14 protein-coding genes and 1 riboswitch are annotated in these 16,681 nt (G+C 70.7%); of the genes, 11 read left to right on the forward strand and 3 right to left on the reverse strand.

Annotated elements, in window-relative coordinates:
- Positions 1-138: 138 nt before the first annotated feature.
- The 4 genes from JK363_RS02000 (at position 139) to JK363_RS02015 (ending at position 5,865) form a co-directional block, all read left to right on the forward strand.
- The gene (locus JK363_RS02000; RefSeq protein WP_201870731.1) at positions 139-1,713 is read left to right on the forward strand and encodes a GMC family oxidoreductase; all 1,575 of its coding nucleotides are present in this window, start codon (positions 139-141) and stop codon (positions 1,711-1,713) included.
- Positions 1,713-2,807, forward strand: coding sequence for a quaternary amine ABC transporter ATP-binding protein (locus tag JK363_RS02005; protein WP_201870732.1), 1,095 nt, complete (start codon positions 1,713-1,715; stop codon positions 2,805-2,807). Before JK363_RS02000 ends, JK363_RS02005 begins: the two co-directional genes overlap by 1 nt.
- Positions 2,804-4,834 carry an ABC transporter permease subunit gene (locus tag JK363_RS02010; RefSeq protein ID WP_201870733.1) on the forward strand — a complete coding sequence of 677 codons (2,031 nt, stop codon included), beginning with the start codon at positions 2,804-2,806 and terminating at the stop codon, positions 4,832-4,834. Before JK363_RS02005 ends, JK363_RS02010 begins: the two co-directional genes overlap by 4 nt.
- A 74-nt stretch (positions 4,835-4,908) precedes the next feature.
- Positions 4,909-5,865, forward strand: coding sequence for an ABC transporter substrate-binding protein (locus tag JK363_RS02015; protein ID WP_201870935.1), 957 nt, complete (start codon positions 4,909-4,911; stop codon positions 5,863-5,865).
- A gap of 97 nt (positions 5,866-5,962) precedes the next feature.
- Here the strand turns inward: JK363_RS02015 and JK363_RS02020 are convergent, their stop codons facing one another.
- On the reverse strand, positions 5,963-6,685 hold the full coding sequence (locus JK363_RS02020) for an isocitrate lyase/PEP mutase family protein (RefSeq protein ID WP_201870734.1): 723 nt from the start codon (positions 6,683-6,685) through the stop codon (positions 5,963-5,965).
- An 81-nt stretch (positions 6,686-6,766) separates the two neighbouring features.
- On the opposite strand from JK363_RS02020, the gene pdxR reads away from it, so the two are divergent.
- The 3 genes from pdxR to JK363_RS02035 all read left to right on the forward strand — a co-directional run bounded on the left by pdxR (position 6,767) and on the right by JK363_RS02035 (position 9,769).
- Entirely contained in the window at positions 6,767-8,176 is a 1,410-nt protein-coding gene (gene pdxR, locus JK363_RS02025; RefSeq protein ID WP_201870735.1) for a MocR-like pyridoxine biosynthesis transcription factor PdxR, read from the forward strand.
- Between the two features lie 72 nt (positions 8,177-8,248).
- Positions 8,249-8,581 (forward strand): hypothetical protein, encoded by a 333-nt coding sequence (locus tag JK363_RS02030; protein WP_201870736.1) that lies wholly within the window; start codon positions 8,249-8,251, stop codon positions 8,579-8,581.
- A 3-nt stretch (positions 8,582-8,584) separates the two neighbouring features.
- Positions 8,585-9,769 carry a glutathionylspermidine synthase family protein gene (locus JK363_RS02035; protein ID WP_201870737.1) on the forward strand — a complete coding sequence of 395 codons (1,185 nt, stop codon included), beginning with the start codon at positions 8,585-8,587 and terminating at the stop codon, positions 9,767-9,769.
- A 24-nt stretch (positions 9,770-9,793) separates the two neighbouring features.
- On the opposite strand, the gene rocD is transcribed toward JK363_RS02035, so the two are convergent.
- A complete protein-coding gene (gene rocD / locus JK363_RS02040; protein ID WP_201870738.1) occupies positions 9,794-11,020 on the reverse strand; it encodes an ornithine--oxo-acid transaminase in 1,227 nt (408 codons plus the stop codon).
- A gap of 45 nt (positions 11,021-11,065) precedes the next feature.
- A riboswitch (ZMP/ZTP riboswitch) is annotated at positions 11,066-11,163 on the forward strand.
- Between the two features lie 41 nt (positions 11,164-11,204).
- Between rocD and glyA the strand changes: the two genes are divergently transcribed.
- Entirely contained in the window at positions 11,205-12,476 is a 1,272-nt protein-coding gene (gene glyA, locus JK363_RS02045; RefSeq protein ID WP_201870739.1) for a serine hydroxymethyltransferase, read from the forward strand.
- A gap of 224 nt (positions 12,477-12,700) precedes the next feature.
- Here glyA and JK363_RS02050 read toward each other — a convergent pair whose 3' ends face one another.
- The gene (locus JK363_RS02050; protein ID WP_307821547.1) at positions 12,701-13,561 is read right to left on the reverse strand and encodes an RNA polymerase sigma factor; all 861 of its coding nucleotides are present in this window, start codon (positions 13,559-13,561) and stop codon (positions 12,701-12,703) included.
- A 55-nt stretch (positions 13,562-13,616) separates the two neighbouring features.
- Between JK363_RS02050 and trpS the strand changes: the two genes are divergently transcribed.
- From trpS to JK363_RS02065, 3 genes are all read left to right on the forward strand, one after another.
- Complete coding sequence (gene trpS, locus JK363_RS02055; RefSeq protein WP_201870740.1) at positions 13,617-14,630, forward strand: tryptophan--tRNA ligase; 1,014 nt, start codon at positions 13,617-13,619, stop codon at positions 14,628-14,630.
- 176 nt (positions 14,631-14,806) lie between these two features.
- The gene (locus JK363_RS02060) at positions 14,807-15,406 is read left to right on the forward strand and encodes a 2'-5' RNA ligase family protein (protein WP_201870741.1); all 600 of its coding nucleotides are present in this window, start codon (positions 14,807-14,809) and stop codon (positions 15,404-15,406) included.
- 302 nt (positions 15,407-15,708) lie between these two features.
- Positions 15,709-16,659, forward strand: a complete 951-nt coding sequence (locus tag JK363_RS02065) for a YihY/virulence factor BrkB family protein (protein ID WP_201870742.1) — start codon at positions 15,709-15,711, stop codon at positions 16,657-16,659.
- The last annotated feature ends 22 nt before the right edge of the window (positions 16,660-16,681 follow it).

The raw sequence follows: 16,681 nt of genomic DNA on the forward strand, positions 1-16,681 counted from the left end.
CCCGGGCCAGGACCTGGCCGCGCCCGGTGAGGGCGCCCGGCGGTTCCATAACGAGAAACACCACCCCCAAGGGGCGTCAAGCCCATGGCCCGCGCTGTCGCGGGCCCCTGAGCAAGACCGCGAGGAGTAATCCCCACCATGCCCGTACCTGAGGCTTACGACTACGTCGTCATCGGCGGCGGCACCGCGGGATCGGTGATCGCCTCCCGGCTCACGGAGGACCCGGACATCCGCGTCGCCGTCATCGAGGGCGGCCCCACCGACATCGACCGCCCCGATGTGCTCACCCTGCGCCGCTGGCTCGGTCTGCTCGGCGGCGACCTGGACTACGACTACCCCACCACCGAGCAGCCGCGCGGCAACTCCCACATCCGGCACAGCCGGGCGCGGGTGCTCGGCGGATGCTCCTCGCACAACACCCTGATCTCCTTCAAGCCGCTGCCCGGCGACTGGGACGAATGGGCCGAGGCCGGTGCCGAGGGCTGGGACGCCGCGTCCATGGACCCGTACTTCGACCGGCTGCGCAACAACATCGTGGCGGTCGACGAGAAGGACCGGAACGCCATCGCGCGTGACTTCGTCGAGGCCGCCCAGGCCGCCGCCGGGGTGCCGCGGGTGGAGGGCTTCAACAAGAAGCCGTTCCACGAGGGCGTGGGCTTCTTCGACCTCGCCTACCACCCCGAGAACAACAAGCGCTCATCGGCGTCGGTCGCCTATCTGCACCCCTTCCTGGACCGGCCCAACCTCCATCTGATGCTGGAGACCTGGGCGTACCGGCTGGAGCTGGACGAGACCGGCCGCGCCACCGGGGTGCGGGTGCGCACCAAGGACGGCGCGGAGATCCTCGTCGAGGCCGCGCGCGAGGTGCTGGTCTGCGCGGGCGCGGTGGACACCCCGCGGCTGCTGATGCACTCCGGTATCGGCCCCAAGGCCGATCTGGAGGCGCTGGGCATCCCGGTGGTCCACGACCTTCCGGGCGTCGGTGAGAACCTGCTCGACCACCCCGAGTCGGTGATCGTGTGGGAGACGGACGGCCCGATCCCGGACAACTCCGCGATGGACTCCGACGCGGGTCTGTTCATCCGGCGCGACCCCGAATCCCGGGGCCCGGACCTGATGTTCCACTTCTACCAGATCCCGTTCACCGACAACCCCGAGCGGCTGGGCTACGAGAAGCCCGAGCACGGGGTGTCGATGACTCCCAACATCCCCAAGCCGCGCAGCCGCGGTCGGCTCTACCTCACCAGCGCCGACCCGGAGGTGAAGCCCGCCCTGGACTTCCGCTACTTCACGGACGAGGAGGACTACGACGGCCGCACCCTGGTCGACGGCATCCGGATCGCCCGTGAGATCGCCAAGGCCGAGCCGCTGGCGGGCTGGCTGAAGCGCGAAGTGTGCCCCGGGCCGGAGATCACCTCGGACGAGGAGATCAGCGAGTACGCCCGTAAGGTCGCGCACACCGTCTACCACCCGGCGGGCACCTGCCGTATGGGCGCCACCACGGACGAACTCGCCGTGGTCGGCCCCGACCTGAGGATTCGCGGACTGGACGGCGTACGCATCGCCGACGCGTCCGTGTTCCCCACCATGCCCGCGGTGAACCCGATGATCGGCGTTCTGATGGTGGGCGAGAAGTGCGCCGAACTGCTCACCCAGGACCAACACCGATCCCGGGACCGAGCCCCGCAACCCGCTCCCGGAGGTGACGCCTGATGTCCGCGACTATGGTCTCCAAGACCCCCGATTCCCCTGAGAAGTCCGAGAACGGCACGGCACCCGTGTTCTCCGTCCGTGGCCTGTGGAAGGTCTTCGGACCGAAGGCCGACCGCATACCCGGCTCCGCCGAGGCCGAGCTCTCGGCGGAGGAACTGCGTTCCCGCACCGGCTGTACCGCCGCCGTCCGCGATGTCTCCTTCGACGTCCAGCCGGGCGAGGTCTTCGTGGTCATGGGGCTGTCCGGCTCCGGCAAGTCCACGCTGGTGCGCTGTCTGACCCGGCTGATCGAGCCCACCGCCGGTGAGCTGAGCATCGACGGCGAGGATGTGCTCGGCATGGACAAGAACCGGCTGCGCAATCTGCGCCGCCACCGGGCCGCCATGGTCTTCCAGCACTTCGGGCTGCTGCCGCACCGCTCGGTGCTGGACAACGTCGCCTACGGTCTGGAGATCCAGGGCGTGGGCAAGGCCGAGCGCCGCGCCAAGGCCGCCGAAGTGGTGGAGAAGGTCGGCCTCACCGGACTGGAGCGGCGCCGCCCCGGCCAGCTCTCCGGCGGTCAGCAGCAGCGTGTCGGACTCGCCCGCGCCCTCGCGGTCGACCCCGAGGTGCTGCTGTTCGACGAGCCGTTCAGCGCGCTGGACCCGCTCATCCGGCGCGATATGCAGGAAGAGGTCATCCGGCTGCACCGCGAGGAGGGCCGCACGATGATCTTCATCACCCACGACCTCAGTGAGGCGCTGCGGCTCGGCGACCGGATCGCGCTGATGCGCGACGGTGGGATCGTCCAGCTCGGCACCCCCGAGGAGATCGTCGACTCCCCGGCCGACGACTACGTACGGGACTTCGTCCGTGATGTGCCGCGTGAGCAGGTCATCACCGTGCGCAAGGCGATGCGGCCCGCGGAGGGCGACGAGGCCACCGACGGTGCCTCCGTGGCCCCCGGTGTCACCGTGGCCGAGGCGATCGAGGTGGCCGCCCGCAGCGGTGGCCCGGTCCGGGTGGTCGAGGGCAGCCAGTGCATCGGCGTCGTCGACCACCAGCGGCTGCTCGCCGTGGTCGCGGGGGTGGAGGCCGGGGTGGTGCCGGCATGAGCGTGACCACCGCCCCCGACAAGACGTCCCTCGAGAAGAGAGCGCCGGACGGCGCGCCCGAGCGGGCCGGAGGGCTCAAGGCGCTGCTGACCCACCCTCTCGGGCGCAAGCTCGTGCCTCTCACTGTCCTCGCCGCGGTGCTGATACCCATCGCCGCGGGGCTGTGGGGCAGCGGTGCCTGGCCCACTGCGCTCAGTCACGATGTCAAGGGGCCGCTGGACTCCTTGAACCAGTGGATCATCGACAATCGTGACACCCACCCGCTGTTCCTGTACTTCCTGCTGTACTTCAGCAACGCGGCCACGGACGCGGTCGACTCGGTCTACAACGTGCTGGACGCGCTGGGCTGGATCGGGGTCACCGCCACCGCCGTTCTCTTCGCCTGGCGGGCCGGGGGCCTCGGCCGGGCCGGTCTGAAGGTCGCGGGCATCACGCTCGGAGCGTTCGCCGTCTGCGGGCTGCTCGGGATGTGGGACCCCACCATGATCACCCTCGCGCTGATGGTGGTGGCGGTCGCCGTTTCGGCTCTCCTCGGCGCGCTGCTCGGGCTCGCCGCCGGTCTGTCCGAGCGCTTCAACCGGATGCTGCGGCCGGTGCTCGACACCATGCAGGTGATGCCGGCCTTCTCCTACCTGCTGCCCATGGTGCTGATCTTCGGTACCGGCACACCGGCCGCGCTGTTCTCGACGGTCATCTACGCCGCGCCGCCGATGACCCGGCTCACGGCGCTCGGTCTGCGCGGCGCCGACCCGGCCGTACTGGAGGCGTCGTCCTCGCTGGGGGCGAGCTTCTGGCAGCGGCTGCGGACCGCTCAACTGCCGCTGGCCCGTCAGCAGATGCTCCTCGGGCTCAACCAGACGATCATGATGGCGCTGTCGATGGTGGTCATCGCGTCCATCGTCGGTGCGGGCGGTCTGGGCGAGGAGGTGTTCACCGCGCTGTCGACGACGGATGTCGGCAAGGCACTCGCCGCGGGCCTGCCGATCGTCCTGATCGCCGTCTGGCTGGACCGTACGACCGGGGTTGCGGGTGAACGGTTCGGCGCGACCTCGGCGGCCGAAGCGACCGGGGCCCGGCGGCTGCTGCACGGCTGGAGGGCCTGGGCGCTGGTGACGGCCGGCGCGGTGGTGGCGACCGTGGCCGGCCGGCTGGCCGGGGCGACGCTGTGGCCGGAAGCCTGGGTGTACGAGATCTCCACGCCTGTCAACAAGTTCCAGGACTGGATCACCAACAACCTCTACCAGGACGTGCCCGTCCTGGGCGGCACCAAGGTCTGGGCCGACCACATCACCGAGTGGATGCTCAACCCGCTCCGTGACGGGCTGCTGAACGCCCCGTGGTGGCTGTTGCTGTTGCTGGTCGCTGTTCTCGCACTGCTGGTCGGCACCTGGGGCACCGCGCTCACCGCCGTCCTGGCCATGTCGGCCGTCGGCGTGCTGGGCGTCTGGCCGAAGACGCTGGACACGCTGTCGCAGGTGCTCGTGGGCCTCGCGCTGACCCTCGTGCTGGGCTTCGCGATCGGCATTCTCGCGGCCCGGGTCGGATGGGTGGAACGCCGGCTGCGGCTGGTGCTCGATGTGCTGCAGACACTGCCGCAGTTCGTCTATCTCATCCCGGTCGTGGCGCTGATGGGCGTCGGCCGCGTCGCGGCGATCACCGCGGCGGTGGCCTACGCGCTGCCTGCCGTCGTCCGTATCACCACCCAGGGAATCAAGGAGGTCGACTCGGCGGCCCTCGAGGCCGCCCGCTCCATGGGAGCCAGCGGAGCCCAGCAACTGCGCCAGGTGCAGCTGCCACTGGCCCGGCCCGCGCTGCTCGTCGCCGTCAACCAGGGCGTGGTGCTGGTCCTCGCCGTGGTCGTCGTCGGTGGTCTGGTCGGCGGTGGGGCTCTCGGATACGACGTGGTCTTCGGCCTCGCGCGCGGAGAACTCGGAGTGGGTCTGGTGGCTGGTGCGGCCATCGTCTGCCTCGGCCTGGTACTCGACCGGGTCACGCAGCCCACCGCCGCTACCCGCAAGGAGAGCTGAGGTCCCGTGACATGACGGCCGATGCTGTCACCCCCCGTGCCACACCCCCGAAGAAAAGGAACATATTCGCCATGATGAACAGCAAGCGGGTTCGCAGAACTCTCGTCGCCACCACCGGAGCCGTCGGCTTGGTCGCGCTGAGCGCGTGCGGTGCGGCCGACACGGGCAAGAAGGACGAAGTCGGCGGCGACAAGGCCGTGACGCTGACGGTTCCCTCCTGGGTCGGCGCGGAGGCGAACGTTGCCGTAGCCAAGTACATCCTGGAGAAGGAGCTCGGCTACAAGGTCCACACCAAGCAGATGGGCGAGGTTCTTGCCTGGGATGCGCTGGGCAAGGGAGACATCGACGGCATCCTCGAGGACTGGGGCCATCCCAAGCAGGAGAAGCAGTACCTCAAGGACCAGAAGACCGTGGTGAAGGGCGGCGACCTCGGCGTCACCGGCCACATCGGGTGGTATGTGCCGAAGTACTTCGCGGACAAGCACCCCGATGTCACCGACTGGAAGAACCTCAACAAGTACGCGAAGGACTTCAAGACTTCCGAGAGCGGCGGCAAGGGCCAGCTGCTCGAGGGTTCGCCTGACTACGTCACCAATGACGACGCCATCATCAAGAACCTGAAGCTGAACCTGAAGACGGTCTACGCGGGCAATGAGGCCTCGCAGATCACCCAGATCAAGCAGAACGTGAAGAACAAGACGCCGTTCCTCACCTACTGGTGGACGCCGCAGTGGCTGAACAACCAGGTGGACATGGTCGAGGTGAAGCTGCCGGCGTACAAGACGGGGTGTGACGCGGACCCGAAGAAGATCACCTGCGCGTACCCGAAGACTCCGCTCCAGAAGTACTTCAACGCCGACTTCGCCAAGAACGGCGGCAAGGCAGCGAAGTTCCTGAAGAACTTCAAGTGGACCACCGAGCAGCAGAACGAGGTCGCGGGAATGATCGCCGGGGACAAGATGTCCGCGGACGCGGCCGCGAAGAAGTGGGTCGAGGAGAACAAGCCCGTCTGGAAGAAGTGGCTGCCGTAGGCGGTCTCTGCACCGGGCTCACCCCCTGGGGCACTCCCGGCCGGGCCCCGTTGCGTCCCCCTCACCCGGAGGACGCAGCGGGGCCCAGCCGTTGTACTCACCCGGAGGACGCGGCGGGGCCCAGCCGTTGTACGAGGTCCCGCCCCGCGGCCATCGTCTCCCGGAAGAGGCGGGGGCCGAACGTGATGCGGGTCGCGCCGAGTTGGCCGAGCTCCCGGGGGGAGGGGCCGTCCGGACGGAACGCCCCCGCGTTGAGCGGCACATCGACCGCGGCGGCCAGACGCGGCAGCAGTTCCGGTGGCGCCATGATCGGGTAGATGCCGTCCGCGCCCGCCTCGACATAGAGCCGGGCGCGGGCGATCGCGTCGTCGAGGTCCCCTCCGCCGTGCACAAAGGTGTCGACGCGGGCGTTGATGAACAGCTCCGGGCCTGCCGCGTTCCTCAACTCCGCCAGCCGGTGCGCCTGGTGGATCGGGTCCATGAGCTGGTCGGACTCGGAGTCCTCCAGGTTGCAGCCGACGGCGCCTGTCTCCAGGAGGCGTTCGAGCAGTTCGGGTGGGGCGAGTCCGTAGCCGCTCTCGATGTCCGCCGACACCGGGACGTCCACGGCGCGGACGATACGGGCCACCGCGGCGAACATCTCCTGCGGTGGGGTGTGACCGTCCTCGTAGCCCAGGGACGCCGAAACCCCCGCGCTCGGCGTCGCCAGGGCGGGGAATCCCGCGTCGGCGAAGACGCGGGCCGAGCCGGCGTCCCACGGGCCCGGGAGGATCAGCGGCGCGTCGGTGGTCGCCTGGTGGTGGAGTGCGCGGAATTCCATGGCCTTACCGGGGGCCGCTGCGGTGCGTCGTCATGGGCTCCACGCTAGAGCTCCGGTAGCCCACGGGTATGGTCCATTTCCATGGCGGAATCCTGGGCCAATGCGATGGGGGCGGATCTGCATCTGGACCTGCCCCGGGGCGGCGGGACGGGGGTGCGGGCGGCGCTGATGCGCTCGCTGCGCGATGCCGTACGTGAGGGACGGCTCGCGCCCGGCACCCGGCTGCCCTCCTCCCGCTCGCTCGCGGTGGACCTCGGTATCGCCCGCAATACGGTGGCCGACGCGTATGGGGAGCTGGTGGCCGAGGGCTGGCTCACCGCCCGCCAGGGCTCGGGCACCCGGGTGGCCCGGCGGGTGGTAGCGCCGGTGCCCGCGCCGCCGCGGAGGCCCGAGGCCGCCGCTCGGCCTCTTTACGATCTGACGCCCGGGTCGCCCGATGTCTCCTCCTTTCCCCGGTCGGCCTGGCTCTCCGCCGCGCGGCGTGCGCTGACCGCCGCGCCCAACGAGGCGTTCGGCTATGGGCGGCCGGGCGGCCGGGCGGAGCTGCGCCGGGTGCTGGCCGACTATCTGGCGCGCGCCCGCGGGGTGCGGGCCGCACCTGAACGGATGGTTGTCTGCGCGGGATTCCCCCAGGCGCTCGCGGTGCTCGGCCGGGTGCTGCGGCAGGCCGGACACCGGGAGGTGGCCGTCGAGTCGTACGGGCTGGACATCCACTGGAACGTGCTGCGCCGGGCCCAACTGGGCACCGTGCCACTGCCGGTGGACGGCCGTGGTGCGGGTGTGGCAAAGCTGGACCGGCTGGGCGGGGTGCGGGCCGCGCTGCTGACCCCGGCGCATCAGTTCCCCACCGGGGTCTCGCTGGACCCCGACCGGCGGGCCGCGGTGGTGCACTGGGCCTCGCGGACCGGTGGGCTGGTGCTGGAGGACGACTACGACGGGGAGTTCCGCTATGACCGCCAGCCGGTCGGGGCGCTCCAGGGGCTCGCCCCGGAGCGGGTGGTCTATCTGGGGACGGCGAGCAAGAGCCTGGCCCCCGGTCTGCGGATCGCCTGGATGGTGGTGCCGGACCATCTCATGGACGCGCTGCTGGCGCTGAAGGGGACGGGGGAGTGGCAGTCGGGCGCGCTGGATCAGCTGACGCTCGCGGAGTTCATGGACTCCGGTGCCTACGACCGCCATGTGCGCGGGATGCGGCTGCGCTACCGGCGCCGCCGCGACCAGTTGGTGGCGGCGCTGGCGGAACGCGCCCCGGCGGTGAAGGTCACCGGGATCGCGGCGGGGCTGCATGCGGTGCTCGAACTCCCGCCCGGCACCGAGCGGTCGGTCGTCCAGGGCGCGGCCTGGCAGGGGCTGGCCCTGCACGGCCTGGCCCGCTACCGGCATCCGGACGCCGATCAGGAGCGGCGGGACGCGGTGGTGTTCGCCTACGGGACACCGCCCGACCACGCCTTCTCCGGCGCGGTCGAGGCACTGTGCCGCGTCCTGCCCTGAGCGACCCCGCCGGACGGATGTGCGACCGCCCCCTTTAGGGTGGGCGGTCCACACCACGGGGGAGGCACATCGATGGAGCGCAGAATTCCACGTCGGCTGCGGTCGAGCACGGTGATCCTGGGCAGCATGGGCGCGCTGGCGGCGGCCCTGACGTCCTGTGGGTCCGAGCCGGACAAGCGCTGTGTGGACCGCGACAGTTACGACGCGCTGAAGGGCTATCGGGTGGTGGACTCCAGCGCCTGCTCGGGCTCCTCGACCGCCAAGAAGCGCGGCAAGAAGAGCATGGACGGCGACTGGTACTACGACGCCGATGTGAGCGGCCGCTGGGCCGACTACGGCACCTTCGACAAGAGCCAGGCCGCCGACCGGGGCGGCTTCGGCTGCTCCGGTTCGGGCGGCGGCTGATCCATGGAGCGCCATACGATCGACCCCCGCCCCGGCTGGCAGTCCACGGTCGAGGAACAGGGGGTCATCTATCCGCTGACCCGCTACCCGGACGGCTCGCTGCGCCCCTACTGGGACGAGAGCGCCTACTACTCCTTCTCGCTGCCCGAGGTCGAGGCGCTGGAGGAGGTGGTGGAGGAACTGCACGGGATGTGTCTGGCGGCCGCCGAGCACATCGTGGAGCGGGAGCGTTTCAAGGAACTGGGCATCGACGATCCCCGGCTGGCCGGGCTGATCGCCGAATCCTGGCACCGCCGGGCCGAACAGCCCAGCGTCTACGGCCGGTTCGACCTCCGCTACGACGGTGCCTCGGGCCCGAAACTGCTGGAGTACAACGCCGACACCCCCACCTCGCTGGTGGAGGCGGCCAGCGCCCAGTGGTTCTGGATGGAGGACCGGTTCCCCGGCGCCGACCAGTGGAACTCCCTGCATGAGCGGCTGGTGGACGCCTGGCGGAAACAGGCCGCGCTGCTGCCGCCGGGCACACCCCTGTACTTCGCGCACTCGGCCGGGGACGAACTGGGCGAGGATCTGATGACGGTGGCCTACCTGCGCGAGACGGCCGAACAGGCGGGGCTGGCCACCGAGGCGATCTCCATGGAGGACATCGGCTGGCAGCGGCTCTCCGGGCGCTTCGTGGACCGCAAACTCGGCTTCATCCGCGCCTGTTTCAAGCTCTACCCCTGGGAGTGGCTGGTCACCGACCGCTTCGGCCCGCATGTACTGGACACCCTCGACAACGGCGGAGGCACCGGATCCACCCTGTGGATCGAACCCGCCTGGAAGATGCTGCTGTCCAACAAGGCGCTGCTGGCGGTGGTCTGGGAGCTCTACCCCGGTCATCCGCATCTGCTGCCCGCTTATCTCGACGGACCCCGTGAACTGGCCCGGACAACGGGCTATGTGGCCAAGCCGCTGCTGGGCCGGGAGGGCGCCGGGGTCACCGTGCACCGGCCGGGCGAGCAGCCCGTGGTCCGCGACGAGCCCTGCTGCTACCAGGAGTTGGCGCCGCTGCCGGACTTCGACGGCAATCGGGTGGTGCTCGGGGCGTGGGTCGTGGAGGACGAGGCGGCCGGGCTCGGCATCCGGGAGTCCGCGGGGCTGGTCACCGATGAGTACGCCCGCTTTCTGCCGCATGTGATCCTCTAGGCCCTGAGCGGGGGCGGTGCGGTCTCATGGCGACAGCACCGCCGTGAGCTGCGCCAGGCCCCAGAGCAGATCCTCCTCGCTGATCATCAGCGGCGGGGCGATCCGGATCGTGGCGCCACGGGTGTCCTTGACCAGCACCCCGCGGTCCATCAGCCGCTCGGAGATCTGCCGCCCGGTGCCCCGGTCCGCGGGGATGTCCACCCCCGCCCACAGCCCCCGTCCGCGCACCTCGTCCACCCGCCCCGCCTCCCGGAGCAGCCGCAGCTCATGGTGGAGCCGCTCGCCCAGCTCCGCGGCCCGCCGCTGGAACTCCCCGGTCCGCAGCAGGGCGATCACCTCCAGCGCGACCGCACAGGCCAGCGGATTGCCGCCGAAGGTCGAACCGTGCTCCCCGGGCCGGTGGACCCCGAGCACCTCGGCGGAGGACACCACCGCCGACACCGGGACCACTCCGCCGCCGAGCGCCTTGCCCAGCACATAGACATCCGGGACCACACCCTCCTGCTCACAGGCGAAGGTCGCCCCGGTGCGCCCCAGACCGGACTGGATCTCATCCGCGATGAACAGCACCTTCCGTGACCGGGTCAGCTCCCGGACCCCGGCCAGATAGCCGGGCGGCGGCACCAGCACCCCCGCCTCGCCCTGGATGGGCTCCAGCAGCACGGCCACGGTGTCCGCCGGCGCGGCGTCGAGCGCGGTCTCCATCGCCGTCAGATCGCCGTACGGGACGATCTCGAAGCCGGGGGTGAAGGGGCCATGGTCGGCACGGGCCTCCGGATCGGTGGAGAAGCTGATGAGGGTGGTCGTCCGGCCGTGGAAGTTGTTCTGCGCGGCGATGATCCTGGCCCGGCCCTCCGGAACGCCCTTGATCCGGTAGCCCCACTTCCGGGCGGTCTTGACCGCCGTTTCCACTGCCTCCGCCCCGGTGTTCATCGGCAGCACCATCTCCATACCGCACAGCTGGGCCAGCTGCGCGCAGAACGCCCCGAAGCGGTCGTGGTGGAAGGCGCGCGAGGTGAGGGTGACCCGCTCCAGCTGGGCCTTGGCGGCCTCGATCAGCCGCTGATTGCCGTGCCCGAAGTTGAGCGCGGAGTATCCGGCGAGCAGATCGAGATAGCGGCGGCCCTCGATATCGGTCATCCAGGCGCCCTCGGCGGAGGCGATCACCACCGGCAGCGGGTGGTAGTTGTGCGCGCTATGTGCCTCGGCGGCCTCCAGTGCGCGCTCTGTACGGGCATCCGGGGTGGACAACGCGGGCTCCCTTCGGGCGAGGGAGGGGCTGCCTACTAGAGTGGGGGTGCGCACCGTGACTGGCGAGCCGAGCGTGGAACCGACCACGAGGAAGCGGGGCGCGGCCCCAGCGCCACGAGGTGCCGCCCGCCTGGGCACCGAAGGGATCACGACCGGATCACCCCGATCGCCCCGGAGGAATGCCATGAGCCTGCCCCTCTCCCATCCCGCCCTTTCGGGCGCCGACCCTGAACTCGCCGCCCTCGTCGGCGCCGAGGAACAGCTCCAGTCCGAGACCCTGCGGCTGATCCCCAGCGAGAACTATGTCTCCGGGGCCGTCCTCGAGGCGTCGGGGACGGTGCTCCAGAACAAGTACAGCGAGGGCTACCCGGGCCGCCGCTACTACGAGGGCCAGCAGGTCATCGACCAGGTCGAGACCCTCGCGGTCAACCGGGCCAAGGCCGTCTTCGGCGCCGACCACGCCAATGTCCAGCCCTACTCCGGTTCACCCGCCAACCTCGCCGTCTATCTCGCCTTCGCCGAGCCCGGCGACACCGTGATGGGCATGTCCTTGCCGATGGGCGGCCATCTCACCCATGGCTGGGGCGTCTCCGCCACCGGCTCCTGGTTCCGCGGTGTCCAGTACGGGGTGCGCCAGGACACCGGCATGATCGACTTCGATGAGGTCCGCGACCTTGCCCGCAAGGAGCGGCCCAAGCTGATCTTCTGCGGTGGCACCGCCGTGCCCCGCACGATCGACTTCGCCGCCTTCGCGGAGATCGCCCGCGAGGTGGACGCGGTGCTGGTGGCCGATATCGCGCATATCGCCGGGCTGGTCGCGGGCGGTGCGCACCCCTCCCCGGTGCCGCATGTCGACGTGGTCTCCACCACCACCCACAAGACCCTGCGCGGCCCACGCGGCGCGATGCTGATGGCCCGCGAGGCCCATGCCAAGGCGATCGACAAGGCCGTCTTCCCCGGGCTCCAGGGCGGCCCGCACAACCAGACCACCGCGGCCATCGCCGTGGCCCTCCACGAAGCCGCCCAGCCCGCCTTCCGGGACTACGCCCACGCCGTGGTCGCCCATGCCAAGGCCCTGGCCGAGGCACTGCTCGCCCGCGGCTTCGACCTGGTCTCCGGTGGCACCGACAACCATCTGATCCTGATGGACCTCACCCCCAAGGAGGTGCCGGGCAAGGTCGCGGCCAAGGCCCTGGACGAGGCCGGGATCGTGGTGAACTACAACACCGTGCCCTTCGACCCGCGCAAGCCCTTCGACCCGTCCGGCATCCGTATCGGCACCCCCTCTCTGACCTCGCGCGGACTGGGCACCGAGCACATGCCCACCGTGGCCGACTGGATCGACCGCGGGGTGACTGCCGCCAAGAGCGGTGACACAGCCGGGCTCGCCAAGATCAGGAACGAGGTCGCCGAGCTGATGGCGGCCTACCCCGCCCCGGGTCTGCCGACCGGCTGACGGCGCCGACGCCGCCGGAGCGGCCGGAGTCGCCGGAGTCGGCAGTGCCGGCTGAGCGGGCAGCGGAGCCGCCAGGGCTGACGGAGGTGACGGTGCCCTGCCCGGCCGCCAGGCCGGGTATGGCCCGCCACCACTGCTCCTCCCGGATCCGGCGGCGGTCCGGCGGCACCGGCACCGGGAGGCCGACGATCCGGGCCATCACCCGCTCCACCACCGTCTCGCCCTCATCCGGCGCGCCCCGGGGCGACATGCCCGGCGGCCCGTCCAGGGCGCGCCCCAGCGCCCGCAGCTCCTCGGGCAGTCCGTGCTCCTCGGACAGTCCGCGCTCCTCCGGCAGCCCGGCCGGGCCGCCGCACGGCCCCGCCTCCCGCACTCCGGCCATGTGCTCCGCCTCCCCGCGCGGCCCGGGCTCCCCGCACGCCCCGCGCACTCCGTCTCTCGCGCACATCGCGCACACCGTGCACACTTCGGTCTCCTCCCCTGGTCCGCTCCACCTCGTCGTCCGGGCCGAGCAGCAGCTCCAGCCGTCTCAGCGCACGGCTCAGCCGGGACTTCACCGTGCCCCGAGGCCAGCCCAGCGCCTCAGCCGTCTCCGCCTCGTCCAGATCCAGCAGATAGCGGTGGATCACGACCCGCCGCTGGGGTGCGCTCAGCTGGTCCAGCGCGGCCATCAGCCGCGCCCGCCGCTCACCCGCCATCGCCATCGCGGCCGGGTCGGCCGATTCCGGTACGGCCGCCGCGGCCCCGCCCAGCGCCCCTTCCCGGTCGACCGCCGTCCGCAGCCGACGCGCCGACCGGATCGCGTTGCTGGTCTCCCGCGCGACGATCCGCAGCAGCCACGGCCGGAACGCCGCCCCGCTGCGGAAACTCCCCAGTGCGAGATACGCCTTCACAAAGGCGTCCTGCACCACGTCCTCGGCATCGGCACCCGCACCGAGCAGCACCGCCGTGCGATGCGCCATCGGCGCGTGGGCCCGCATCAGCTCCGCGTACGCCTCGGTCTCCCCGGCGCGCACCCGCGCGATGATCCCCGCTTCGTCCCGCGCGACGAGGTCCCCCTCCCGCGCCCTCTGTGTCGTCCTCACACCTTTCATACACCGGCGGACGGAGTCGGGTTCCACACCTGAGAGAATGGGTGCCATGGCCCTCGATCGTCCCCGTGCGCTCTCCGGTATCCAGCCCACCGCAGGCTCCTTCCACCTCGGGAACTACCTCGGTGCGATCCGGCAGTACGTCGCGCTCCAGGAGACCCACGACGCGTTCTACACCGTGGTCGACCTGCACGCGATCACCGTCCCCCAGGATCCGGCCGAGCTGCGCGCCAATTCGCGGCTCGCCGCCGCCCAGCTGCTCGCCTCCGGCCTGGACCCGGACCGCTGCACGCTCTTCATCCAGAGCCATGTGCCCGAGCACGCGCAGCTCGGATGGGTGATGAACTGTCTCACCGGCTTCGGCGAGGCGTCGCGGATGACGCAGTTCAAGGACAAGTCGGCCAAGCAGGGCGCCGACCGGGCGACCGTCGGCCTGTTCACCTACCCGATCCTCCAGGTCGCGGACATCCTGCTCTACCAGGCCAACCACGTCCCCGTCGGCGAGGACCAGCGCCAGCACATCGAGCTCACGCGCGACCTCGCCGACCGGTTCAACGGGCGCTTCGGCGAGACCTTCACCGTCCCGGCCCCGTACATCGTCAAGGAGACCGGGAAGATCTACGATCTCCAGGACCCGACGATCAAGATGAGCAAGTCGGCGTCCACCCCGAAGGGCATCGTCAACCTCCTCGACGAGCCCAAGGTCTCCGCGAAGAAGATCAAGAGCGCGGTCACCGACCTGGAGACCGAGATCCGCTTCGACGAGGAGAAGAAGCCCGGCATCAGCAATCTGCTGACCATCTACTCCACCCTCACCGGCACCGCCATCCCGGAGTTGGAGCGCCGGTACGAGGGCAAGGGCTACGGCGCGCTCAAGACCGAACTCTCCGAGATCCTGGTCGAGTGGGTGACACCATTCCGCGAGCGGACGCAGGAATACCTGGCGGACCCCGGGACGTTGGACAAGATCCTTGCCAAGGGGGCGGAGAAGGCCCGGGCCGTCGCCGCCGAGACGCTGGCCCTCGCCTACGACAAGGTGGGCTTTCTGCCCGCCAAGCCCTGACGGCCTGACGGCGAGCACGGACGTACACCCGGGTCCGGACCCCCGACCAGGGGGTCCTAGGACCCGTGTGCCGAAGGACCGAGGCACCTAGCCGCGGAGGCGGCACAGCCGCCACACTGGCACCGGTGCAGCGGCATCGAGCCCAGCAGCCCGGGAGGGCCAGGAGGGAGAACGCAGTGGGGACCGTAACGCTCGGCGTTTCGATCGCGGTCCCGGAGCCGTACGGCAGCTACCTCCAGGGGCGGCGCGCGGGCTTCGGGGACCCTGCCGCCCATGGCATCCCCACCCATGTCACCCTGCTGCCGCCGACCGAGGTCGACGGCTCGGCACTGCCGGCCATCGAGGCCCATCTGGCCCGGGTGGCCGCCGAAGGGCGGCCGTTTCCGATGCGGCTGGAGGGGACCGGCACCTTCCGCCCGCTCTCGCCGGTCGTCTTCGTCAAGATCGTGGAGGGCGTGGAGGAGTGCGCCGCGCTCCAGGAGCGGATCCGGGCGGCGTCCGGACCGTGCGCCCGTGAGCTCCAGTTCCCGTACCACCCGCATGTCACGGTCGCCCACGGCATCGACGAGGGGGCCATGGACCGGGCGTTCACAGAGCTGAAGGACTACGAGGCGGCCTGGACGATCAGGGGCTTCGCCCTCTACGAGCAGGGCGCCGACGGGGTGTGGCGGCTGGAGCGCGAGTACCCCTTCGGGGCGAGTGAGCCGCCGGAGGGCGGCACGCCGGTGGTGCCCCGTCAGGCCGATCTCTCCCGCCCGGCCACGCCCTTGCACTGACCCTCCCGCGTCCAGGAGCCGTTCGCCGCGTCCCGCGTCAACGAGCCCTTCGCCGCGCGTCGCCCGGTGGCCCGACACCGCGTCAGCACGTTCACCGGAACGAGTGATGAACGGTGTGTGGTGGGTGCCGGTGTGCCGGCTGATGACCCGTCGGCGGCCAGAGTCATGCCCTGGCGAGGCACGCGTTCCCGCGGCGTGCCGCGCTACGTCTCCGCGTTCCGGGGAACCCGGACTCTGACCTTCCGCGCCGCCCGCCGGGTGCGCCGAGGGGGAGAAACCGTGCAGAAGGGTAGTTGCTGATCATGGAATGGTTGACCCGGCTGCCAGTCGTCGGCCCCGCGATCGCCCAGCTGATGCGCACCCATGCATGGCGTTCCTACGAACGGCTGGACCGCGTCCACTGGACCCGGCTCGCCGCCGCGATCACCTTCATCAGCTTTCTCGCCTTCTTCCCGCTCATCGCGGTCGGCGCGGCGATCGGCGCCGCGACGCTCAGCGAGTCCCGGATGCATCAGCTCCAGAAGAAGCTGGCCGAGCAGATCCCCGGTATCTCCGGTCAGCTCGACCTGGGCGGCCTGGTCGACAACGCGGGCACAATCGGGGTCGTCGCGGGTGCGCTGCTGCTGTTCACCGGTATCGGCTGGGTGGGTTCGCTGCGCGAGTGCCTGCGCGCCGTCTGGGAGCTGGAGGAGGACCCGGGCAATCCGGTGGCCCGCAAGCTCAAGGACGCGGTCGTTCTGGTCGGCCTCGGCGGCGTCGCCCTCGTCTCGTTCGCCGTCTCGACGCTCGCGGGCACCGCCGTCGGCCACGTCGCGCGGCTGCTCGGCATCCCCGAGGACGGCATCGGTGGCTGGCTGCTCCAGATCGCCGCCTTCTTCGTCGCGGTCGTGGCCGACTTCCTGCTGCTGTGCTACGTATTGACCTGGCTGCCCGGGGTGGAGCCGCCGCGGCGCCGCGTCGTGGTCGCCGCGCTCATCGGCGCGATCGGCTTCGAACTGCTCAAGCTGCTGCTGAGCAGCTATCTGCGGGACGTGGCGGCCAAGAGCATGTACGGCGCGTTCGGGGCGCCCATCGCGCTGCTGCTGTGGATCAACTTCACCGCCAAACTGACGCTGTACTGCGCCTCCTGGACCGCCACCGGGTCAGCCGAGGAGAGCGACGAGGCGGGCGCCGAGAACGCCGAGGAGGACGGAGTCGGCGGGTCCGACGCGACGCCCAAGCCGCCCGCCGGTCCCGCCAATCCCCTGGACTGATCCGTCCCCCGTGCTCCGTGCC

The sequence above is a fragment of the Streptomyces coffeae genome, from assembly GCF_016741875.1.
Lineage (GTDB): Bacteria > Actinomycetota > Actinomycetes > Streptomycetales > Streptomycetaceae > Streptomyces > Streptomyces coffeae.